At 44.2% G+C, this 20,018-nt stretch carries 26 protein-coding genes; 13 read left to right on the forward strand and 13 right to left on the reverse strand.

Annotation, left to right across the window (positions count from 1 at the left end; translation table 11 throughout):
- The first annotated feature begins 40 nt into the window (after window positions 1–40).
- Genes D5S11_RS00245 through D5S11_RS00255 form a run of 3 tightly spaced genes read left to right on the forward strand, consistent with a single transcriptional unit; the run spans window position 41 to window position 2,557 of the window.
- The gene (locus D5S11_RS00245; RefSeq protein WP_007407663.1) at window positions 41–964 is read left to right on the forward strand and encodes a DUF6895 family protein; all 924 of its coding nucleotides are present in this window, start codon (window positions 41–43) and stop codon (window positions 962–964) included.
- Complete coding sequence (locus tag D5S11_RS00250; RefSeq protein ID WP_032868176.1) at window positions 933–1,730, forward strand: hypothetical protein; 798 nt, start codon at window positions 933–935, stop codon at window positions 1,728–1,730. The genes D5S11_RS00245 and D5S11_RS00250 overlap by 32 nt, the downstream gene beginning before the upstream one ends.
- Window positions 1,721–2,557 (forward strand): hypothetical protein, encoded by an 837-nt coding sequence (locus D5S11_RS00255; protein WP_038462322.1) that lies wholly within the window; start codon window positions 1,721–1,723, stop codon window positions 2,555–2,557. The genes D5S11_RS00250 and D5S11_RS00255 overlap by 10 nt, the downstream gene beginning before the upstream one ends.
- Here D5S11_RS00255 and D5S11_RS00260 read toward each other — a convergent pair.
- From D5S11_RS00260 to D5S11_RS00280, 5 genes are all read right to left on the reverse strand, one after another.
- Window positions 2,547–3,500 (reverse strand): ABC transporter permease, encoded by a 954-nt coding sequence (locus D5S11_RS00260; protein ID WP_032868174.1) that lies wholly within the window; start codon window positions 3,498–3,500, stop codon window positions 2,547–2,549. The two genes, D5S11_RS00255 and D5S11_RS00260, sit on opposite strands and share 11 nt — an antisense overlap.
- The gene (locus D5S11_RS00265) at window positions 3,497–4,417 is read right to left on the reverse strand and encodes an ATP-binding cassette domain-containing protein (RefSeq protein ID WP_020957981.1); all 921 of its coding nucleotides are present in this window, start codon (window positions 4,415–4,417) and stop codon (window positions 3,497–3,499) included. The genes D5S11_RS00260 and D5S11_RS00265 overlap by 4 nt, the downstream gene beginning before the upstream one ends.
- A 97-nt stretch (window positions 4,418–4,514) precedes the next feature.
- Window positions 4,515–5,069, reverse strand: coding sequence for an HAAS signaling domain-containing protein (locus D5S11_RS00270; protein ID WP_007407658.1), 555 nt, complete (start codon window positions 5,067–5,069; stop codon window positions 4,515–4,517).
- Window positions 5,070–5,384: a PadR family transcriptional regulator gene (locus D5S11_RS00275; protein WP_007614461.1), complete on the reverse strand. Its 315-nt coding sequence runs from the start codon at window positions 5,382–5,384 to the stop codon at window positions 5,070–5,072.
- Window positions 5,385–5,644: 260 nt separating this feature from the next.
- Window positions 5,645–6,418, reverse strand: a complete 774-nt coding sequence (locus D5S11_RS00280) for an RsfA family transcriptional regulator (protein WP_085341585.1) — start codon at window positions 6,416–6,418, stop codon at window positions 5,645–5,647.
- Window positions 6,419–6,620: 202 nt separating this feature from the next.
- Between D5S11_RS00280 and D5S11_RS00285 the strand changes: the two genes are divergently transcribed.
- The 3 genes from D5S11_RS00285 (at window position 6,621) to D5S11_RS00295 (ending at window position 8,847) form a co-directional block, all read left to right on the forward strand.
- Window positions 6,621–6,845, forward strand: coding sequence for a YuzB family protein (locus D5S11_RS00285; RefSeq protein WP_003151034.1), 225 nt, complete (start codon window positions 6,621–6,623; stop codon window positions 6,843–6,845).
- Window positions 6,846–7,005: 160 nt separating this feature from the next.
- Window positions 7,006–8,307: an HD domain-containing protein gene (locus D5S11_RS00290; protein ID WP_007407654.1), complete on the forward strand. Its 1,302-nt coding sequence runs from the start codon at window positions 7,006–7,008 to the stop codon at window positions 8,305–8,307.
- Window positions 8,308–8,346: 39 nt separating this feature from the next.
- Window positions 8,347–8,847, forward strand: coding sequence for a YwgA family protein (locus tag D5S11_RS00295; protein ID WP_007407653.1), 501 nt, complete (start codon window positions 8,347–8,349; stop codon window positions 8,845–8,847).
- Window positions 8,848–8,912: 65 nt separating this feature from the next.
- Here D5S11_RS00295 and D5S11_RS00300 read toward each other — a convergent pair whose 3' ends face one another.
- Window positions 8,913–10,292 carry an amino acid permease gene (locus tag D5S11_RS00300; protein ID WP_032865071.1) on the reverse strand — a complete coding sequence of 460 codons (1,380 nt, stop codon included), beginning with the start codon at window positions 10,290–10,292 and terminating at the stop codon, window positions 8,913–8,915.
- Between the two features lie 385 nt (window positions 10,293–10,677).
- On the opposite strand from D5S11_RS00300, the gene D5S11_RS00310 reads away from it, so the two are divergent.
- Window positions 10,678–11,097: a MarR family winged helix-turn-helix transcriptional regulator gene (locus D5S11_RS00310; RefSeq protein ID WP_020957978.1), complete on the forward strand. Its 420-nt coding sequence runs from the start codon at window positions 10,678–10,680 to the stop codon at window positions 11,095–11,097.
- Between the two features lie 37 nt (window positions 11,098–11,134).
- On the opposite strand, the gene D5S11_RS00315 is transcribed toward D5S11_RS00310, so the two are convergent.
- Window positions 11,135–11,323 carry a 2-hydroxymuconate tautomerase gene (locus D5S11_RS00315; protein ID WP_020957977.1) on the reverse strand — a complete coding sequence of 63 codons (189 nt, stop codon included), beginning with the start codon at window positions 11,321–11,323 and terminating at the stop codon, window positions 11,135–11,137.
- Between the two features lie 105 nt (window positions 11,324–11,428).
- Between D5S11_RS00315 and D5S11_RS00320 the strand changes: the two genes are divergently transcribed.
- From D5S11_RS00320 to D5S11_RS00330, 3 genes are all read left to right on the forward strand, one after another.
- On the forward strand, window positions 11,429–12,088 hold the full coding sequence (locus D5S11_RS00320) for a site-2 protease family protein (protein WP_003151043.1): 660 nt from the start codon (window positions 11,429–11,431) through the stop codon (window positions 12,086–12,088).
- Between the two features lie 12 nt (window positions 12,089–12,100).
- Entirely contained in the window at window positions 12,101–12,619 is a 519-nt protein-coding gene (locus D5S11_RS00325; RefSeq protein ID WP_007407649.1) for a YwhD family protein, read from the forward strand.
- Window positions 12,620–12,762: 143 nt separating this feature from the next.
- Window positions 12,763–13,194 carry a hypothetical protein gene (locus tag D5S11_RS00330; protein ID WP_007407648.1) on the forward strand — a complete coding sequence of 144 codons (432 nt, stop codon included), beginning with the start codon at window positions 12,763–12,765 and terminating at the stop codon, window positions 13,192–13,194.
- A 25-nt stretch (window positions 13,195–13,219) separates the two neighbouring features.
- On the opposite strand, the gene D5S11_RS00335 is transcribed toward D5S11_RS00330, so the two are convergent.
- Window positions 13,220–15,292: a transglycosylase domain-containing protein gene (locus tag D5S11_RS00335; protein ID WP_020957976.1), complete on the reverse strand. Its 2,073-nt coding sequence runs from the start codon at window positions 15,290–15,292 to the stop codon at window positions 13,220–13,222.
- Window positions 15,293–15,491: 199 nt separating this feature from the next.
- On the opposite strand from D5S11_RS00335, the gene speE reads away from it, so the two are divergent.
- The 3 genes from speE to D5S11_RS00350 all read left to right on the forward strand — a co-directional run bounded on the left by speE (window position 15,492) and on the right by D5S11_RS00350 (window position 17,639).
- Window positions 15,492–16,322, forward strand: coding sequence for a spermidine synthase (gene speE / locus D5S11_RS00340; RefSeq protein ID WP_003151052.1), 831 nt, complete (start codon window positions 15,492–15,494; stop codon window positions 16,320–16,322).
- Between the two features lie 58 nt (window positions 16,323–16,380).
- Complete coding sequence (speB, locus tag D5S11_RS00345) at window positions 16,381–17,253, forward strand: agmatinase (protein ID WP_007614448.1); 873 nt, start codon at window positions 16,381–16,383, stop codon at window positions 17,251–17,253.
- Window positions 17,254–17,420: 167 nt separating this feature from the next.
- On the forward strand, window positions 17,421–17,639 hold the full coding sequence (locus D5S11_RS00350) for a helix-turn-helix transcriptional regulator (protein ID WP_003151056.1): 219 nt from the start codon (window positions 17,421–17,423) through the stop codon (window positions 17,637–17,639).
- Window positions 17,640–18,229: 590 nt separating this feature from the next.
- Here D5S11_RS00350 and D5S11_RS00360 read toward each other — a convergent pair.
- From D5S11_RS00360 to D5S11_RS00380, 5 genes are all read right to left on the reverse strand, one after another.
- Complete coding sequence (locus tag D5S11_RS00360) at window positions 18,230–18,742, reverse strand: stage II sporulation protein M (protein WP_007407644.1); 513 nt, start codon at window positions 18,740–18,742, stop codon at window positions 18,230–18,232.
- A 43-nt stretch (window positions 18,743–18,785) separates the two neighbouring features.
- A complete protein-coding gene (locus D5S11_RS00365) occupies window positions 18,786–19,067 on the reverse strand; it encodes a hypothetical protein (protein WP_007407643.1) in 282 nt (93 codons plus the stop codon).
- 185 nt (window positions 19,068–19,252) lie between these two features.
- Window positions 19,253–19,438 carry a DUF4177 domain-containing protein gene (locus D5S11_RS00370; protein WP_032868172.1) on the reverse strand — a complete coding sequence of 62 codons (186 nt, stop codon included), beginning with the start codon at window positions 19,436–19,438 and terminating at the stop codon, window positions 19,253–19,255.
- Between the two features lie 34 nt (window positions 19,439–19,472).
- Window positions 19,473–19,676, reverse strand: coding sequence for a hypothetical protein (locus D5S11_RS00375; protein WP_007407641.1), 204 nt, complete (start codon window positions 19,674–19,676; stop codon window positions 19,473–19,475).
- Between the two features lie 13 nt (window positions 19,677–19,689).
- Window positions 19,690–19,893 carry a helix-turn-helix transcriptional regulator gene (locus D5S11_RS00380; protein WP_007407640.1) on the reverse strand — a complete coding sequence of 68 codons (204 nt, stop codon included), beginning with the start codon at window positions 19,891–19,893 and terminating at the stop codon, window positions 19,690–19,692.
- Window positions 19,894–20,018 lie beyond the last annotated feature (125 nt).

Consider the following 20,018-nt stretch of genomic DNA (forward strand, 5'->3'; position numbering starts at 1 on the left):
CTGTTTGGAGCCTACACATCTGAGACGAGGCGGTGAGAGTGTGACACAAGAGTATATAAGAGAAATTAAGCGGGGAGCACTGTCATGGATTGTTAAAAATATCCATTATTTTGATATGAATCATAAAGTAGCGAATGATTTCAGATGGCGCCTTAAAACATTTATAGAACTCATTTTTCTTACCAATTACCTGATCAGAAATCAGGCAGATGATAAGGAAGTTGCTGTTATAACGGAGTTTATTACAGAAAGGCTCCGTAATGATCAGCTTGAAGAATTTATTCATTTTGATCCGGACGGTCTCGCCGGATTGGCTATTGCGGGTGAATTTCTTACCTTGACTGATCATCCGTCACGGGCTTCGGTGATATGGGAGCTGGAAAAATTCACGGCAGCGCGTTTTGATTGCAGCCTTGCTAAAGTTCCCTTTCGGAAAATGGATCTGAAGTACAGTCTGCAAAGAGCAGGCGTAACCTCGGAAATAACGGATTTTTCTGACTTATATCACTACACAGCAGCTGGTCAGGATATCCCAAATACATATATGACGGATCATGATGCGTACAGCATCACTCATACGATTTTTTATATAACAGACATGGGATGTTCTTCGCTTACGGATAAAGAGTATCATCTGCCGTCCTTAAAAGAAAAGGTCCTGAAATTTCTCGGGATCTATATCTGTCTTGAGAATTTAGATATTACCAGTGAATTATTGATGTGCAGCTCTTTTTTACATATCAACATGGATAAGGACAACCATAAACCGCTCTATGAAGCAGCCTGGAATAAAATCTATCAGGGCCGAATGAAAGAGGGGAATGTCCCGAGCATCACCTATCAACATAAACCCGGTTTGACAGGTGAACAGCGAAGAGAAGATGTGTTCAAACATTGCTATCATACAACACTTGTCGCCGCTGGTGCCGCGCATGCCTGTCTTAGAGCAGAAAGGAACGATTAACTTGAATAGATTAGCTGAAGAGACGGATCAATTTTTATTATCTTTTGCTGAACAATCGCTTCCGGATCAAAAGAGCCTTCAGCTGTTTGCCGGCTTCTGCAAGTACTACAGGAAGACGAGCCATTCTTCCGCTGTAAAAGAACATACTGAAAGGATTGCCTCCGCTTTCGTTGATAAGTCATGCTGGGAAGATCTGTTTCACTGTAACACGGCCATTGTCAATGAGTTGATTCATATCTATTTAACGGCAAAAGCTTATAAAAAGAAGCAGGGAATGGATTCGGATGATCAGGTCATACGTCACGGATTGCAAAACGGCTATCTTATAAAAAAAGAATGGCCTTATTTTAAATACGCCGAATTCGTCGGTTTGCTGAGCGAGCTGGGAATGTCAACTGACCATGAAAAAGTGCGCTTTTACAAGAATTCGATGTTTCAGCCTTTGCTCCATGACGCATGGAAAAGAACAGCTGAAAACGAGCTGGAGTTTGTCGAGTACTGTCTTCTTCATTTGAATGAGGGAGAGCATCTGCTTCATCCCGGCTTGAAGGCGTCCATTCAAAAATGGCTTGTGTTTTGTCTCGGCAGCCGAAAAATGAAACAGCTGTGCAATATGTTATTTATCCAATCGTGTATCGATCCATTTTTTTATGGCTGTCAAGCGGCTCTTCATCATATAAATAACGAGAATCCATCCATTCATTGTGCTCCGGCTCTTCTGCCGGCGATTGAGATTCTGAATCTGGAGTGTGGAACATGCAGATAGTCAAGGAACATTTTAATATAAAAAAAACAGAAGAATGGCTGCTGGGTTTTTGGAAGAACATTCAGCTGCAGCCGGAAGAAATGGAAGCAGATGATCTCATGCACCTGTTTTGCGGTTTAGCGGCATGTCATCATTTTGAAAGCAGAAAGGATACAGAAGAAGTTATTCTATTCCTAGACCGTTATTTCGGAGAAAAAACACACGAATGCCATCCGGTCCTGTTCGCGTATGCGTATCATGTGTACCGCAGGATAGATGCCGCAAAAAGCATCTTTTTTCATAACGGACTTGAACAAATGGTCCGCGGTTTACAAGAGGAACTGAAATCAGTGCCCTCCTCTATGATCCTCATGGTGTTAGGGGCTTATTTTGGGGCGGTGACTCCGGAAGAACTGATCGTGTTCTTAGAAACCGGGATGAAACGTGAGGCCGATTTGCTCATGGCACCGGGCGGCATGCAGGAAGAACAGGCGGATGCCCTTTATGCAGTCACTTATTTGCAAATGAAAGAATTGCAGCCTTTTCTCACGGAATGGTACAAAACATCAGACTTTGCTTTTTCAGGTTTAATGTTAGCCGAGTGCAGAAAGTATCACATTGACGCCGTTGCAAAATACACTGCCATTATGAAATTTCTCCGATTCGATGAGGCGCTTTTTATACGGGAAGGGCGGGAATTTCTACACTTTCAGCAGCGAAGCAGCGGGAGCTTCGGTTATTTGAATCCGTTAGCGATGGACCAAGGGGCGGCCAGCGGCAAATTACTGGACCGTCAGTATTTCCTGCCGTCCGCTCATTATGCCGCCGCCTCTCTGTCTATGCTGTAATGTCTCTCTTTTGAAAGACGGAAAAAGAAATCAATAAACATATAAGAAAGTAGATCGCTATAACCGTCATGGAATAGGGGATGTTTAACGTTGAAATCGCATCACCCGCACTTTTATTTACATAAGCAACGAGATTTAAATGCGGAAAGAGCGTAAATTTATACCACGTAAATTGGGCAAGCAAATCAGTTCCGCCCAATATACTGCCGGCAAACAGCAGTAAAATGGATAAGCAAAGGGAGAGCGCCTGGCTTTTGCACAATACTGACAAAGTGAACGCAATGGTGACAATGCTTATAATTGATATGAAACGCAAAAGCAGAATGATTCCGGATGCTTTGATTGAACTGATGGTATACAGACTGTCATTTAAATGAGTATAGACGAGCGGATATGAAGCATTGGAAAAACCGAATAACACGCCGCCGATCAGCAAACAGCTCACACAGTAAAATAAGTAAACCATGCCGGTAAACAGAAGAGACGCCAGAAATTTCGATGTTAAAATCCGCCATCTTCGGTTCGGGCTTGTAGCGATAAACTTAATCGTCCCAAGGGCAAACTCTTTAGAAACAACCCCGCTGACGGTTAAAATCGCGGTCAAGCTGACGAAAATCTCAAGCCCGTTTGAAGTAACCGTGCCGAAAAACCTCCAGCCGTTCCATTCATAAGGGTTGATGTTATGCTCCAAATAATAGTCTTTATTCTTAACATCAGCAGAATAATAAACGCCTGTCGTTTCAGCGGGTTTATCAATTTCTTCCTGTTTTTTTTCGGCGAGAAGCCGTTCTTTCCAATTGTTATCCGAGGAAGCATCTAACTCATGATTCATAATAAGGCCGGCCAGCAAAACGATGAGAAACAGGAAAAAAAGAGATAAAAGTGTGCCTTTTTTTTGGGTTATTTTTATGAATTCGTTCTGCGCCAGATGAAATATGCTCATACCGCGTCCTCCTGATCTGTAATCATCATGTATTTCTCTTCCAATGACAAAGTTCTTGCAGAAACGCGGGAAATCAGAATCTCTTTCTCTGCCAAAGATTTAATGACATACGGGATGGTATCTTCTTCCGCTTCCAATTCAATGATGCGGCTGTCTTTTTGCTGTACTTGAAGAATACCGTCCTGCTCTAATATTTCTTTCGCCCTTGCCGGATGATCGACCGTGACGGTAAACAGCTTTTTCTGACCAAGGTCATGTCTGTTCTTCATGTCTTCAATTCCTAAAATCCGTCCCTTTTTAATATAGGCAACCCTATCGCAAATCTCCTCCATTTCCGACAATAAATGGCTTGATAATAAAATGGAAACCCCTTGCTTCGCTAAATCGGAAAGAATGGTGCGCAATTCTTTCATTCCTTTAGGATCGAGGCCGTTCATCGGTTCATCCAGAATTAATAATCCGGGATTGTGAAGAAGAGAATAAGCGAGCCCCAAGCGCTGTTTCATACCTAATGAGAAATGTTTCACTTTTTTGCGGGCAGCCTGCTCTAGCCCGACTTTTGCAAGGGTATTCATAAGGTCATCCGTTCGCAGCGAGGTGCTGCGCAGTTTAGTAAAATATTTTAGGTTTTGCAAAGCGGTCATATTCGGATACATATCCGGGCCTTCAATGATAACCCCGATATGTCTCATAAAATATTCAAAGTCGCTGTCCGGTCTGCCTCTGAATGAAATGGCTCCTTCTGTTTTTTTAATAAGCTGTACGATCATTCTGAAAATAGTGGTTTTTCCTGAGCCGTTCGGCCCTAAAAGGCCGAAAATCTCGCCTTTTCTCACATCGAAAGAAATTGACTGTACAATAGGGGTATGATTGATTGTTTTAGAGACATCTTTTAATATCAGGGCTGGTTCAGTCATGATATTTGCACACCTTCCTTATGATTTAGGGTAAAAGCCGTCAAAACCGAAGAACATGCTTCCGATCAGGCCGGCAACGATTAAAATGAGAGCAATGCTATACCACATTTTTCGATTCAATGGTTTCCCTCCTTACAACGCTGACATTCCATTTGAAATAGCGCAAAAAGATGCGGAATATCAGTTTCGAAAGATCAAATCCGGCCATAAACACCGCCATACCCGCTCCAAGAACCATACATCCGTTAAAAATGGCTGTTACAATCGGCACTTTTACGAGGAGAAAGAATGATCCGGTCATCAGCATCAGGCCGATCGCCATCAAACTTAACACCGCAACAGAGGCAAAAAGAAACGGTGTCAGCATAAACATGAAGTTGAACATGCCCATCCCCAGCATCAGGCCGAATGCTTTGAAAAAGGAGCGCCATGTTTTCTGCTCCTCGGCATCACTGATGAAAATATCCGCTTTTAAGGCGCGCGCAAGTGTTTTGGGGTTTCCTAAATTGTCGGCGATTTGTTCATCGCTTTTTCCTTCAGCGCCGCCCATTTGGAATATTTCGCCGATATCGGCGAGTATCTCTTTTTGCTCAAGTTCCGGCAGATCTTTTATTTCCCGCCGGAGATGTTTTAAATATTGGTCTTTACACATTCATTTTCCCTCCTTAATGATGCTGTTCACTTTTTCGGACAGGTCAAGCCATTCCGATTTTAATGTTTGATGATAAAAGGCGCCTTCTTCTGTTACCTTGTAATATTTGCGTGACGGGCCTTGATCGGAAGCTGCTGTATACGTTTTTAAATAGTTGTTTTTTGTAAGTCTTCGTAATATGGGGTAGATGGTGCCCTCCGATACAGGGAACGTTTCACTTATGATCTTGATTAATTCATAACCATATAAATCTTCATAAAGAAGCAGGGACAACACACAAAGTTCCAACGCTCCTTTTCGTAATTGGCTACTCATTTACTATCATTCCCATCATATCTAATAATTGTATTCTCTATACAGTGTATTGCACAGTAGCTAATCGATCAATAATTCCCAAGAACCATTTGGGATGAGGAATTGAATCTTTATGCTTATGTGCGGGCGGGGACCGAGATGCGCAGCCCTTGCGGGAAGAAGGCCTCCTGAACAATGTTTACATTAATATAGATCAGGATGCGCGTCATTGACAAATGGCAAAAACCCCTTTTTCCATGACAAGGAAAGGGGTTTTTCCGTTATTCGGCCATTTTTTCTAAATTGCCGTTCCGGTCCATTTTGAAGGACGGAGAGGCATGTTCGTCGTCTTCAAATAAAACTAGTTTTCTGGCTCTGTTCATAATTTTCACCAAGGTTTCGTAGTCTTCCTGAATGGTTTTTTGATCTTTTTCAAGCTTTTCGACGGCCGCTTCCAGCTGCTCGGTTTTAGACTGAAGTTCTTGGTTTTCCCGTTTTAAACGGTCATTTTCCATTTGCAGGGCGGAAGTTTGCTTTCCGTTGCCTTCATAGCTCTTCAGAAATTGAATGACGTCTGCCATTGTGAGCTCCGCCTTTTGGCTCGGCTGCTGAGGCGCCAGCAAATGTGATAAACTAGCTAACTCTTCCTTGAAGCTTTCATCGACATAAGGCATATGTTCGCCGGACATGACGGCTTGCCGATCCTCTTTTGGCGCTTCCGTTTGAACCGTCTCTTCGGCTGCGGTTTCCTGCATGATGTCCGCATCCGGCGCAGGCGGCTGATATAATAGTTTCTTCTTGGCCGGCTGGCCGTTTCCGAGCGCGCGCATCCGCTGTTTCCGCTGTTTTTTGGCGAGCTGAAGCGCTTTTTCGTATTGATGGCGGACGACGGCATTCCATCTGAAACCGCACGCTGCCGACGTTCTGTTTAATTTATCGCCTACCTCTTCAAAGGCGTTCAGCTGCGTGCTTCCTTCCCGGACGTGCCGGAGCACGGTTTCCGCAAGCAGCAGGTCATTTTCCTCCGACCAGGCGTCCTGTCTTTGTTTTGTCAATGTTCTCAACCCCCAATATCTTTGATGGTATTAGAATGTCCAGATTGGAAAATATTTATACAAATTGGCTGAAAGAATGAGAGATACGCAGAGCCTTGCAGGATAAGATGAATCCTTGTACAATGAGATGTGATGTGATTTTTTTCGTTTTTAAAATTAAGTTTTAACATAGAGGAACATTGAATGAAGGGAAGCGTACATCATGGCTAATGAATTCCGAGTGTGTGATGATTGCCAGGCCACCAATATTAAGACTTTGCTGCCGCGTTTGAAAGAAGCTGACCCGGATGCAAAAGTGGAGGTCGGATGTCAGTCATATTGCGGGCCCGGACGCAAAAAATCGTTTGCTTTCGTAAACAACCGCCCGCTGTCGGCGCCGACTGAGGACGAGCTGATTGAGAAAGTGAAAAAGAAGATCAAAAAGTAAATGTGTATTTTTACGACAGCCTCGCCCGATGGGTCAGGCTTTTTTGCTTCAAAAAATCAATGTCGGAAAACTGGAACAAAACGCCGGACAAATTCAAGGATGTTTTCAAATTACAGAGCCGATATAATAGAATCACGGCTAAAAAAAAGAGGGAATGACGATGGCGTATCCAAACGGAAAATTATCAGAAGAAAAAGTGTTTAAAGATCCCGTTCACCGCTATGTTCATGTGCGGGACAAGCTGATCTGGGATTTGATCGGCACCCGTGAATTTCAGCGGCTGCGCCGGATCAAACAGCTCGGTACGACGTATTTGACGTTTCACGGCGCGGAACACAGCCGTTTTAACCATTCTCTCGGCGTCTATGAGATAGTCAGACGAATGGTTGATGATGTTTTTAAAGGGCGTCCTGAATGGGATGACAATGAACGCGAACTCTGTCTCAGCGCCGCGCTTTTGCACGATTTGGGACATGGGCCGTTTTCGCATTCCTTTGAAAAGGTTTTTCATCTGGATCATGAAGACTATACGAGGGAAATCATTCTCGGCGACACCGAGGTGAATCAGGTTCTCAGAAAGGCGGGACCGGGATTTCCGCAGGATGTTGCCGAAGTCATTGCCAAAACATACAAAAACAAACAGGTGGTCAGCTTGATTTCGAGCCAGATTGACGCCGACAGGATGGATTACCTTCAGCGGGACGCATACTATACGGGCGTCAGCTACGGACATTTTGATATGGAACGGATTTTAAGGGTGATGCGTCCGCGAGAGGACCAAATCGTCATTAAGCAAAGCGGCATGCACGCCGTCGAAGACTATATTATGAGCCGCTATCAAATGTACTGGCAGGTGTATTTTCATCCCGTGACGAGAAGCGCTGAAGTCATATTGACGAAAATTCTCCACCGTGCAAAGCAGCTCCATGAAGAAGGGTATATCTTCACTCATGCTCCCGTTCATTTTTATTCCATTTTTGAAGGGAAGCTGACGCTTGCGGATTATCTGAAACTTGATGAAGCCATCATTTTATATTATTTCCAGGCTTGGGAAGAAGAAGAGGACCCGATTCTGTCCGACTTGTGCCGCCGCTTCATTAACCGCCAGCTGTTTCAATATGCCGAATTTAACCCCAATGAGGAAATGTCGGCTTATTTTGAACTGACCGCTCTGTTTAAAGAGGCGGGAATTGATCCCAATTACTATTTAGTGGTCGATTCTTCATCGGATCTGCCGTATGATTTTTACCGGCCGGGTGAAGAGGAGGAGCGTCTGCCGATTCACCTGTTAACGCAGAAGGGCCAGATCAAAGAGCTGTCCAGGCAGTCCGCCATTGTCGAATCCATTTCGGGCAAACGCCGGACGGACCATAAGCTCTACTATCCGATGGACCTCATTTGCGACGATTCAGAAAACCCTGAAGCAAAATTAAAAATCCGGCAGCTGCTGGGACTGACATAGAAGGATTTTGGTAAAGAAGGAAAAGGAGATGTCGGGAATTTGTTGAAAGAACATGCAAAACTGATGAAGGTGTTCTCGGATTCTGGAGAAATCATCGGGCGGAAAAAGCTGCAGAAAATCATTTATATCGCGAAGAAAATGCAGTATCCTTTCTACGAAAAATATGATTTTCATTTTTACGGCCCGTATTCCGAAGAACTGACGCTTCGAATTGAAGAGCTGTGCAATCTTGGGTTTCTGGATGAGGTGAAGGAAAAAAAGGGCGGCTACTTTCAATACCGGTACTCGCTGACGGAGACGGGAGCCGAGTTTTTACATCATGCGGAGCTTACGATGCCGGATATGAAGAAGTACATCGACAGCGTCAACAGCCGCTCATCCCGGTTTTTGGAGCTGGTGTCTACGATTTTGTATTTTGACGGCCTTGAAGCTGAGGAAAAGAAAGAGAAAGTGTTTACGATAAAAAGCAAACAGAAATATACGGATGAAGAATATGATGAGGCGCTTCACTACATAGAAGAGCTGAAACACATTTGTTAAAGGCGATGGCTTTCGTCTTTTTTGATGAAAAAACCAGGCCGCACATAAAGCGGGCCTGGTTTTGTTTATTGTCTCAATTTGCTGTGCTTGTACGAATATAAAAAGTAAACGATCACGCCGATGATCAGCCAGACGGCAAAATAAAGCCACGTTTTCAGCGGCAGATTGACCATTAAAAACAAACAGCAGATAATGGCCAAAATCGGCAGTACGGGTACAAAAGGCACTTTAAATCCCCGTGGCAGATCCTTATGGGTGCGGCGCAGAATCAGCACGGACAGACTGACCATGGCGAATGTCAATAATGCGCCGATGTTTGAGAGATCTGACAGCTCTTTCAGATCAACAAAACCCGCGATGCAGGCGCTGATCAGTCCGATCAGCCACGTATTAAAGATCGGCGCTCCCGATTTCTTTCCGACAATGGTAAAGACTTTCGGCAGCATTCCGTCTCTTGCCATCGCAAAAGATATACGGGTCGCCGCATAGGTATGGGCGAGAACGACGGCCATCAGTCCGATCACCGCACCGGCAGCGATAACGCCCGCCACCGCGTTTTGTCCGACAGACTGCAGCACATAAGACATGGCTTCCGGCACATTAAGCTGTGAATACGGAACCATCCCCGTCATGACGAGACAGACGATGACGTATACCAATGTACAGATCACCAGTGAACCGATAATACCGATCGGCAGGTTGCGCTGCGGTTTTTTGACTTCTTCAGCCGAAGCGGAAATCGCGTCAAATCCGAGAAACGCAAAAAAGACGGCAGAAGCCCCCGTAATGACGCCTTTGATTCCAAAAGGCATAAAAGGATGCCAATTGCCCGGCTTTACAAAAAAGCTTCCTGTGATGATAAACAGCAAAACAATTCCGATTTTTACGAGAACCATTATATTATTAAAGGTTTTGCTCTCTTTGGAGCCGCGTGACAGAACGACGGCAATTAATAGAGTAATGATGATGGCAGGAAGGTTGACGATGCCCCCCTGGCTCGGCACGTGCAGCAGACTGTCCGGCAAAGGCATGCCGATTTCGGCTAACAGATTATTAAAATAACTTGACCAGCCGCTTGCCACCGCCGACGCCGTCACCATATAAACGGATAAGAGCGTCCAGCCCATTAAATGGCCGACAATTTCTCCCATGGTGGTATAAGAGTAAATATAGGCGCTTCCGTAAACCGGGAGAACAGAAGCGATTTCGGCGTAACATAATGCTGCAAGGCTGCAGACAACGGCTGCAATGATAAAAGAAAAGATTACGGAAGGTCCGGCGTTTTTCGCGGCCGTAATGCCTGTAAGAACCATGACGCCCGTCCCGATGACGGCGCCGATGCCCAGTAAAGTTAAATCAAATCCACCCATCGTTTTGGCAGTCTGCCTGTTTCTGCTTTGTTCAAGCAGCTGGGTGATGTCTTTTTTTTGTAGGATATTCCGCAACACGCATCCCTCCATCCAAAAGCAAAAGCCAAGAGGGGCTCTTTGGCTTTTACCCGTGTCACATCTTCTGTGTAATCGACAATCCTGTGTTCTGTTTCCCCGTCTGTTCCGTTTCTTTTCCAGTCATATTGTCTGCCGCATCCGATCAGATTATCCTTTCCGTCAAACGCAGTCACCCTTAATGATTTTACCTGAATCATGTCTATAAAACCAGCATTGCATAAAAGGGATGGGTAAAAAAGCAGGAGATAATAGTCTGTATAGGGCAGGATAAAAGTTGCGGGCTTTCCGGCCGAAATTTTGACTTTCCCCGCGAGGTATCAGTAAAATGTAATAAAAAACAATCAAATGATGATGGATGCATCTTGAAATGGGGAGTTTCTGCATGGAGTACGATATATTGCAAGCAAATGTACTGGATTACGCGCTCACGAAATATTTAAAGAGCACGAAAAAGCTTGATGAGGCGACAATTCCGAAGAGTATAAACAATATCAGAGGATTTATTCTCAGGATTATTTACCGGCACGGCACGTGCACGATTAAAGATATATTGCAGGAAGTTACATTATCGCCTTCAGCCACGACAACCGCTCTGAATCATTTAGAAAAAGAGGGTTTCGTGGAAAGGTCGAGAAATAACGAAGACCGACGCACGGTATGGATGACGCTTTCCGAATCGGGAAAAATGGCGGCCATGCAAATGATTGAAAACCGGCAGATGCTCATTGACGAGCTGTTCGAAGCATTGACAGAAGAAGAAAAGAATACCTTTTTCAGCCTCGTTGAAAAAGTAATGAAATAAGCCGGCCTGACATAGCAGCGCCGGCCATTATCAAGGATTACTCCGTATCGCTGATCCGTTTGCCGGCGACGGCGTAATGATCCTTTCTCATTTCATCAATCATGACAATGATCTTTTCTTCGGCTGCGCCTGTCGTTTCTTTTACGGCTTCTGTCACTTTTTCAACCAGATTCCGTTTTTGTTCATCTGTGCGGCCTTCAAGCATTTTAACGGTTACGAGCGGCATGGTGCTGATCCTCCTTTATCGTTTCCTCTCTTTGGAAGAGAGGTCACTTATAGTATACTGAATGAAGGACAATCTTGCATTTTTTAAAAAAGGGGATTTTTACATTTGGACAGATTTTTATATTATCCGCTGGAGCTTATGCCCTATGTCGTGATTACGCTGATCGTGGCATTTACGATGCATGAACTGGCGCACGCGTATGTCGCGTATCGGTTCGGAGACGATACCGCGGCGAGACAGGGCAGATTAACGCTCAATCCGATTAAACATCTTGATGTTTTCGGAACGATTCTAATTTTGGTCGCGGGTTTCGGCTGGGCCCGTCCGGTGCCGGTGAACCGCCGCGCCTTTAAAAGACCGCGGCTGGCGGGAGTGCTGGTTTCCGTCGCCGGGCCTGTAAGCAACCTGCTTCTTGCCTTTATCGGTTTCTTTTTGCTAGTGTTGATGCATGCTTACGGAATGGAGCTGCTTTCTGCATTCAGCATGGGGCTTGACCGCTTTTTCTCTATTTGGATTCAGCTGAATCTCGCGCTGTGTTTATTCAACCTGCTGCCGCTTCCTCCGCTTGACGGCTACCGGATTATTGAGGATCTCGTGCCGCCGCGGGTGCGCGCCAAAATGACTCAGTTTGAGAGCTACGGGATTATCGTGTTTCTCGTGCTGTTTGTGACACCGGTCGGCTCCTATGTCGTGTGGCCGCTGTTAAGTGAGGGGAGAGACTGGATTCTCAAGGTATTTGCCATTATATTTCAACCGCTTTTGTAGGAGGGTATTTTCATGGAAGAAAAAAAGAAGAAAACAATCGGATTTAATATTATTAAAAGTGATCCGACCGACGGACATGGCGGTTTTGGCGCCGGGGCGCTGAGCCTTGACAATATTTCTCCGGTATTTGTCGATGTGGAAGAGAAGGAAGCCTTCGTTGACATCGGCGCCATGCATGCCCGCAGTGTCGTTGAAAAAGGCATCAAATTCCTGCCGAACAAAGATGAAGTGCCGAACGGAAAACCGTACTGGCTCGTGTGGGTCACCATCGACAGAAAAGAAGAAGGCCCTTATTACGCGGGTGTGACGGCTTGTGAAATGACCGTGGACAGAAGTATCCGCAGAGGCTATAAGTCATTGCCGGAGCATGTGAATTTAATGGATAAATCAATGAAGCGCTGCATTATCGTGGACAAAATGGACGCCAGCTCAAAGCAGGTGCTTGCTGAATTTCTGCAGAAGCATGACCAAGGGCTCTGGGAACGTTCATCCGATGAATTGAAAACAGGTCTGCTTCCGGAAGAAAAATAATTTGTGAACTTTTTGTGAACTTTATAAATATTTGCACTATTTTGCGATTGTACTGAGTAAACTGTTGATACAGAATCAGGACATGGAAAGTCCCGAGCCGAACCAAGACTCGGGGTTTTTCATGTTTACGCGGAGGTTTCATCATGTTCACCGTCTTTGAAATCGGGCCATGGGTCATTGAAGCAGATGCGGCGGAAACGAGAAAACAATACGAAAAATCATGGCCTGATCCTTGCGATTGCGGGAGCTGCCGGAACTTTTCCGAGGCGGTGAATCTCCTTCCCGCCGAGAAAACAAGATTGTTTACGCAGTTTGGGATTCGTCCGGCTGTCTGTCACGACTTGGGGGAGCATGGAAAGGAAAACGGCCTGCATCATTATGCGGGCAGCTATCCGATTGTCGGCAGGCTTAGGGAAGGCTGGCCGAAGTTTCATATCGAGAGGGCGGGAGATATCCGCTTTTCGTTTTCATTGCCGAGTACAACATTTTTTATACCGAAGGGTTTTCCTGACCCTATTATCCATCTCGACTTTTCACTCTTGCTCCCATGGGTGCTTGAGGAAGACGCGGATTAAAAGCCCGGCGCGCAATGCACCGGGCTCAGTCTTTTTTGCCGAGCCACTTATCCCACCACTTTTTGCGCGGAGCTTCTTTGCGGGCGGGGGCGTGTTCCTTTTCTTTTTTAGAAGGTTCCGATCCGTAGCACACATCCGCGGGCTCAGTGCCTGCGATGAAATACGTATAATGCTTTGCGGCGCAGCCGGGTCCCGAAGTGTAGCCGGAAGCGGGATCGATATAGACGCCCGTGACGCCCTTCGGCGGTTTAAGCGCTATTTCCGGTTCTCCTTCGAGCGCCTTCTCCATAAAGTCCGCCCAAATCGTCTTCGCATAGCTTTTTTCTTCTACTGAATCAATCGTGCTGCTTTTGTCATAGCCTGTCCATACACCGGCGGCAAGAGCCGGGTTAAAGCCGATCATCCAGCTGTCTGCGCTGGTCGTGCCTGATTTACCGCCATAGGTTCGGGTCAGCCGGTCAGAAATGGTGCGTCCCGTGACGGAAGTATAGCCGTTTAAATCCTGATCAAACATGCCCGTCATCATGCTCGCCGTCACAAAAGCGGCTTTTTTATCAAGCGTCTGCTGATGTCCGCGCGGCTGTTCATACAAGACGTTGCCGGCGGTATCCGTCACTTTTGTGATAAAGGAAGGGGTGATTTGTTTTCCCCCGTTTGCGAGCATCGCATAGGCATTAACCATCTCAATCGGGCGCACGGGTTCAGTTCCGAGCGCCAGAGACGGAAGGGGCTTTAAATGTTCGCTGATGCCGAATTCCTTTGCCGCCGACACGAGCTTATTCATGCCGAGAAAGAGATGAGTCTTCACGGCATAAATGTTGTCTGATAACGCAAGCGCCTGAAGCAGCGTAATCGGTTTATTGGCATAGTAGCCGTTGTAATTGCTTGGAGAATAAGTATTTCCGTTGTCGTCAATCTGGAACTCTGTGGCTTCGCTTTTCATCAGCGTGACCGGTGTAAAGCCGCTTTGAATCGCTTTGTAGTACAAAAGCGGCTTGATCGTGGAAGCCGGCTGCCGTTTCGCCTGTGTCGCCCGGTCAAACGGGCTTTTTTCGTAGTCACGTCCGCCGAGAAGCGCAAGCACGCGCCCTGTTGCCGGATCAATCGCGGAAAAGCCGACCTGAATGTCAGAGCCGGTACGGATCGTATGTGCCACAGTGTTTTCCGCAATCCGCTGCATGCGCTTATCAAGCGTCGTATAAACACGCAATCCGCTCGTTGCGAGCTGTTCGCGCGTCATGCCGAGCTTTTTCTCGAGTTCTTTCATCGCATCATCGTAAAAATAAGGCGCCGTTTTCGCCGCGGTTCTGTTTTTCAGCGGCTGATAGGCAAGCGGCGTTTTCTTAAGCCTTTCCGCCTTTTCTTTTGAGATCATTTTTTGGCCGATCATCAGTCGGAGAATGGTTTCCTGGCGCTGTTTGGCCTTCTTTTCGCTGACATATGGCGAATAGCCGGACGGGCCTTTCGGTATGCCCGCCAAGAGCACGGCTTCCGCATCGTTCAGATCTTTGGCGTGTTTGCCAAAATACAGGCGCGAGGCGGCTTCAATTCCATATGCGCCGTGGCCGTAATATATCGTATTTACATAACCTTCTAAAATCTCGTTTTTAGAATAGTTCTGTTCAAGGCGGATCGTGTAAAAGGCTTCATTCCATTTACGTTTCCATGTCTTATCATGCTCAAGGTAGAGATTTCTCGCGTATTGCTGGGTGATGGTGCTTGCGCCCTGAACCTTGGCCATTGCCTTTATGTCAGCCAGCGCGGCGGCGGCCATCCGCCGGTAATCAAAACCGTGGTGATTGTAAAAGTTTTGATCCTCCACCGCAATGGCGGCCTGCACCGCTATCGGATTGATATCTTTTAACCGGACCCAGTAGCGCTTTTCCCCGAAATCGGTCTCACCTAGCTTTGAGCCGTCATTTGCATAAAGAATCGTAGACTGAGGAACCCGGACGGAGGGGGCCCCCTGCCATTTCGCTGCAAGAAGAACGGATGTGAAGCAGACGCCGGCCAGCATTCCGCCGATCAGTGTCAGAAAGATGCAGGCGCGGATGATTTTGAATGTGATTCTGAGCTGTTTTCCAGATACTTTATCCACTTTTGGGAACCCCCTTTTTCATGATTCTATTATTATGTGAAAAAAGGGGGTTTTTTAAACATATCAAACCGGACACTTCTTTACTTTTTCCCCTCCATCCTCTATACTTTTTCCTTAGGTGAAAATGAGATTTTAACCGGAATAAAAGCGATACAGACGCTTACAATAAATGAAATAAGCCTTGAAAGGGAGATGACAATTGAGCGAGCTTTGGTATACGGAGAAGCAGACGAAGAATTTCGGCATTACATTAAAGGTGAAACAAACATTACATACGGAACAGACGGAATTTCAGCATCTGGAAATGGTGGAGACAGAAGAATTCGGCAACATGCTGTTCTTAGACGGAATGGTCATGACTTCTGAAAAAGATGAATTCGTCTATCATGAAATGGTTGCGCACGTCCCGTTATTTACGCACCCGAATCCGGAAAACGTCCTCGTTGTCGGCGGCGGAGACGGCGGTGTCATCAGAGAGATTCTGAAGCACCCAAGCGTAAAAAAAGCGACGCTTGTCGACATTGACGGCAAGGTTATTGAATACTCTAAAAAATTCCTTCCGTCCATTGCGGGCAAGCTTGATGATCCGCGCGTCGACGTGAGAGTCGATGACGGTTTCATGCACATCGCGAAATCAGAGAATGAGTATGACGTCATCATGGTTGATTCAACAGAACCGGTCGGACCGGCCGTCAATCTGTTCTCAAAAGGCTTCTATGCCGGAATTTCCAAGGCGTTAAAAGAAGACGGCATCTTCGTCGCGCAGACGGACAACCCGTGGTTTACACCGGAACTGATTACAAACGTTCAGCGTGACGTGAAAGAAATCTTCCCGATCACCCGCCTGTATACGGCTAATATCCCGACGTACCCGAGCGGCCTGTGGACATTTACGATCGGTTCTAAAAAGTACGATCCGCTTGAAGTGGAGGACAGCCGTTTCTTTGACATCGACACGAAATATTACACGAAAGAGCTTCACAAAGCGGCATTTGTTCTTCCGAAATTTGTGAGCGACTTAATCAAATAAAAACGTACGGCGCAGGAGCGAATCTTGCGCTTTTTTACAGGAAAGCGAGGGTTTTATCATGAGGTTTGATGAAGCATATTCAGGAAAAGTATTTATCGCAAGCCGCCCCGACTGGAAAGAGGCGGACGCCATCCTTTACGGCATGCCGATGGATTGGACGGTCAGCTACCGTCCGGGTTCACGATTCGGCCCGGGGAGAATCCGCGAGGTGTCTATCGGTCTCGAAGAATACAGCCCGTATCTCGACCGTGACTTAGCTGATTTGAATTTCTTTGACGCCGGCGACATTCCGCTTCCGTTCGGCAATCCGCAAAGAAGCCTTGATATGATTGAAGAATACGTGGACAGCATTTTAGAAAAAGGAAAGTTCCCGCTCGGCATGGGAGGGGAGCACCTTGTATCATGGCCTGTCATAAAAGCCATGTATAAGAAATTTCCGGACCTTGCCATCATTCATTTTGACGCGCACACCGACCTTCGCACGGATTATGAAGGCGAACCGCTTTCCCACTCTACTCCGATCCGCAAAGCGGCCGAGCTCATCGGGCCGCAAAACGTATTTTCATTCGGCATCCGCTCCGGAATGAAGGAAGAATTTGAATGGGCGAAAGAAAACGGCATGCACATTTCTAAGTTTGAAGTGCTTGAGCCGCTGAAAAAAGTGCTGCCGCAGCTTGCGGGACGCCCTGTTTATGTCACGATCGATATCGACGTTCTTGATCCCGCTCATGCGCCGGGAACGGGCACGGTTGACGCAGGAGGCATCACGTCTAAAGAATTACTCGCGTCCATCCATGAAATCGCGCGCTCAGAAGTCAACGTAAAAGGCGCTGACCTCGTAGAAGTCGCGCCGGTCTATGACCACTCAGAACAAACCGCAAACACGGCAAGCAAGATGATTCGTGAAATGCTGCTTGGGTTTGTGAAATAAAAGAAAATCCCCCGCTTGAAACATGCGGGGGATTTTTATATTGTATATAAACTACTTAGAAGTTAGTAAAAGCAACATATTATTTTACCATTAATCATTGATGTTATTGATAAAAATTATATAATAGGGTATTATTTAGTAAATACATCTTTAGAAAGGAAGTTAGAATGAAAACAGCAGTAGAAAATGAATTGGAATTAAAAAAGATTGAAATTTCAGTAATTAAACTGATAATTGCTGAAAAACCTAATAAAGAGATCGCTAAGTCATTAAACTACTCGCAGCGTAATGTCGAATATATCATAGCCGGTCTCTGTAAAAAGTGGAATGTGAGTACTAGAGTCGGTATTGTTTCGGAAGCATATAAAAGGAACTGTATACAGTGAACGAAATGAAAGAAAAACCCCTATTGAGGGGGTTTATTTATATATGCTAAAAAAACATTCTATACAGGAATGCCGTAAAAATAAAAACTGAGATTGTCAGGTAGTTCAAATTTGTTCTCCATTTCAGAAGAATAAACAAAAGAAATAAGTATGCAATATTGAACAAATCAAAGATAGAAAAAATCAAATGATTACTTGTGAAAAATAAACTAGTATTTGGATGTTCTGCGAAAATGTTTTTGAATGATATAAGAAAAAACTTAATTGCGACCGGGATGTTAGAAAACATAAATAGGGAATAAAAGGTTTTAATCTTAATTTGAGCGCCAAGAAAATTTATAATGAGAAATAATACAAATCCTTCAAAAATCACCCCGAACATTAAAAGAAACAGTGCGGCTATCGCAATGATATAATCTAAATGTTTCACTTGCTCAACAACTTGTATAGGGATGTTTTTGGGAATTAAACTTTTCATAAAAGGCAATAGAGAACTTAAATAAAAAGCTAACCCGATAATATAAAACAAAAACGAGGACAAAAAATTAATGTTTCGTTCCTTAAATGAGGATAATTCAATTTGCATAATCTTAAGAGGCTCCTTTTATAAAGATAGGTGTAATAAATGTTTCTAACATAGCTGCTATCATTAAACCGAGAAATATAATACCAATATATTTAAAAGTGAATTTCAAATTTATTTTGAGGAGTAATAAATCTAAAGTTAATTTCATTCCTACAGAGGCTGCAAGAAGCAATACCGGCACTTCAATTATTCCATGGGGAATAACAAGCAGTAAAAGGTTTAAATTGTCTTTGATGTTTCCTATCGCATTCCCTAAAATTAATCCATTAATAATTAAAACAGCAACCGTGCCAAGTGACAGCGTCAACGGTCCTAAAAAAACAAGCAGACTCGCTACTTTAATATTATTAAAGAAAATCTGAAAAAAATCCGGACGGATATTTCGATTTAGATTATTTACATTTGAAGCGGGATCTGTATAAAAATATGCTGTAAATAAAGCAATTAAAAATAAGATCAGACAGAGTATGTACAATTTGACTAAAACGTTCTTTTTAAACAAAGTATTTTCATCCATTCGTTTAAGGGACTGCCAGGGATATTGAATTTAATGTTTTATATTAAGCTGCTGCTGTACTTGCTGCAGCCAATTGTTCTAAAACGGCTAATGGCAAGCCTGCACCAAGAGATCCTAAAACAGTAATGATAGCCAGGACTGAACCCGTTGCAGTGATAGCACTGACAATCCAACTAGGAGCTATTATTCCAGCTCTGTTTAAAATATCGATGACATCCATGCTTAAATGATTATGTTTTATACTGAAAAGAGCGAGAACAATGATTCCTGATGCTACTAATGTAAAAATCGCTTTACTATTTTGTGTTTTTAAAAGTAGACTCATTTTTTCCTCCAATTTTTTCAATATCCCCAGCAAGTTAAATAATAAAATATATTGGAAGCTATTTGAATTGCGGATTTCCGAAAAAATATTTAAGAGGTGAAATCCGTTAAGGTATCTGCTGGCTTATTTCAGTACAAAGAAAGCCGGACCATATGTATGATCCGGCTTTCTTTGTACTGAAACATTTATATTTTTTTTTCAAGAATAATATCAAAATAATCGGCTGCCCCATAACCTGAAATAGGAGGAGCAAATATTTGAACCAGCTTCCATCCTTGCTGCGAATACTTTTCAATAATTTCTTTATAGTCTTCTTTAGGCTTTCCTTTCCATCGGTTTACTTCTACTTTTATGAACTTATATTCGTACATTGCTGTATAATCCTCCGGAAGTGTATTGGAATTGTTACCTTGTTTTTCGATTATGATAAACTTGAATCCATAAATAGAGCGCGCAGCCTATTAAAAGTATTGGGAATTGCCATCCTGTATTTCCGTTTTTAAAATAATCTATTAATGACCATATCAGTAAAGCGACAGTATAAAAACTAAATGCTATTCTGGCGGCTATACCCGATTGGTGTTTTTGCATCTCATCCATTTTCTTCATAAGAACCGCTCCCTTACTTTTTTTTGGCGTTATAGTTGAATACTTTATCTATTCCCGTATTTAATGCGTGAGCTATCGAAAAAGCCAGACTTAAAGTTGGATCATATTTATTATTTTCAATTGCATTGATGGTTTGCCTGGTCACATTGCAGAGCTTAGCCAGATCATTTTGTGAAATATCAGCTGCTGTTCTAAGTTTTTTAATATTGTTATCCACTAAAACCCTCCTTAAATATTTTTGTTTTTATTTTAAATTTTCAAATTTATATATATTTATTTTAAATAATATATGTATATGTGTCAAATACTTTTTACACATTTGAATTTTAAGGTATACTTTTT

Source organism: Bacillus sp. L75 (genome assembly GCF_003676355.1).
GTDB lineage: Bacteria > Bacillota > Bacilli > Bacillales > Bacillaceae > Bacillus > Bacillus velezensis.

Coding starts and splice junctions, on each gene's coding strand:
- D5S11_RS00250 (WP_032868176.1), top strand. CDS start 933: ATGCCTGTCTTAGAGCAGAAAGGAACGATTAACTTGAATAGATTAGCT.
- D5S11_RS00255 (WP_038462322.1), top strand. CDS start 1,721: ATGCAGATAGTCAAGGAACATTTTAATATAAAAAAAACAGAAGAATGG.
- D5S11_RS00260 (WP_032868174.1), bottom strand. CDS start 3,500: ATGAGCATATTTCATCTGGCGCAGAACGAATTCATAAAAATAACCCAA.
- D5S11_RS00265 (WP_020957981.1), bottom strand. CDS start 4,417: ATGACTGAACCAGCCCTGATATTAAAAGATGTCTCTAAAACAATCAAT.
- D5S11_RS00270 (WP_007407658.1), bottom strand. CDS start 5,069: ATGTGTAAAGACCAATATTTAAAACATCTCCGGCGGGAAATAAAAGAT.
- D5S11_RS00275 (WP_007614461.1), bottom strand. CDS start 5,384: ATGAGTAGCCAATTACGAAAAGGAGCGTTGGAACTTTGTGTGTTGTCC.
- D5S11_RS00285 (WP_003151034.1), top strand. CDS start 6,621: ATGGCTAATGAATTCCGAGTGTGTGATGATTGCCAGGCCACCAATATT.
- D5S11_RS00290 (WP_007407654.1), top strand. CDS start 7,006: ATGGCGTATCCAAACGGAAAATTATCAGAAGAAAAAGTGTTTAAAGAT.
- D5S11_RS00310 (WP_020957978.1), top strand. CDS start 10,678: ATGGAGTACGATATATTGCAAGCAAATGTACTGGATTACGCGCTCACG.
- D5S11_RS00315 (WP_020957977.1), bottom strand. CDS start 11,323: ATGCCGCTCGTAACCGTTAAAATGCTTGAAGGCCGCACAGATGAACAA.
- D5S11_RS00325 (WP_007407649.1), top strand. CDS start 12,101: ATGGAAGAAAAAAAGAAGAAAACAATCGGATTTAATATTATTAAAAGT.
- D5S11_RS00330 (WP_007407648.1), top strand. CDS start 12,763: ATGTTCACCGTCTTTGAAATCGGGCCATGGGTCATTGAAGCAGATGCG.
- speB (WP_007614448.1), top strand. CDS start 16,381: ATGAGGTTTGATGAAGCATATTCAGGAAAAGTATTTATCGCAAGCCGC.
- D5S11_RS00350 (WP_003151056.1), top strand. CDS start 17,421: ATGAAAACAGCAGTAGAAAATGAATTGGAATTAAAAAAGATTGAAATT.
- D5S11_RS00360 (WP_007407644.1), bottom strand. CDS start 18,742: ATGGATGAAAATACTTTGTTTAAAAAGAACGTTTTAGTCAAATTGTAC.
- D5S11_RS00365 (WP_007407643.1), bottom strand. CDS start 19,067: ATGAGTCTACTTTTAAAAACACAAAATAGTAAAGCGATTTTTACATTA.
- D5S11_RS00370 (WP_032868172.1), bottom strand. CDS start 19,438: ATGTACGAATATAAGTTCATAAAAGTAGAAGTAAACCGATGGAAAGGA.
- D5S11_RS00375 (WP_007407641.1), bottom strand. CDS start 19,676: ATGAAGAAAATGGATGAGATGCAAAAACACCAATCGGGTATAGCCGCC.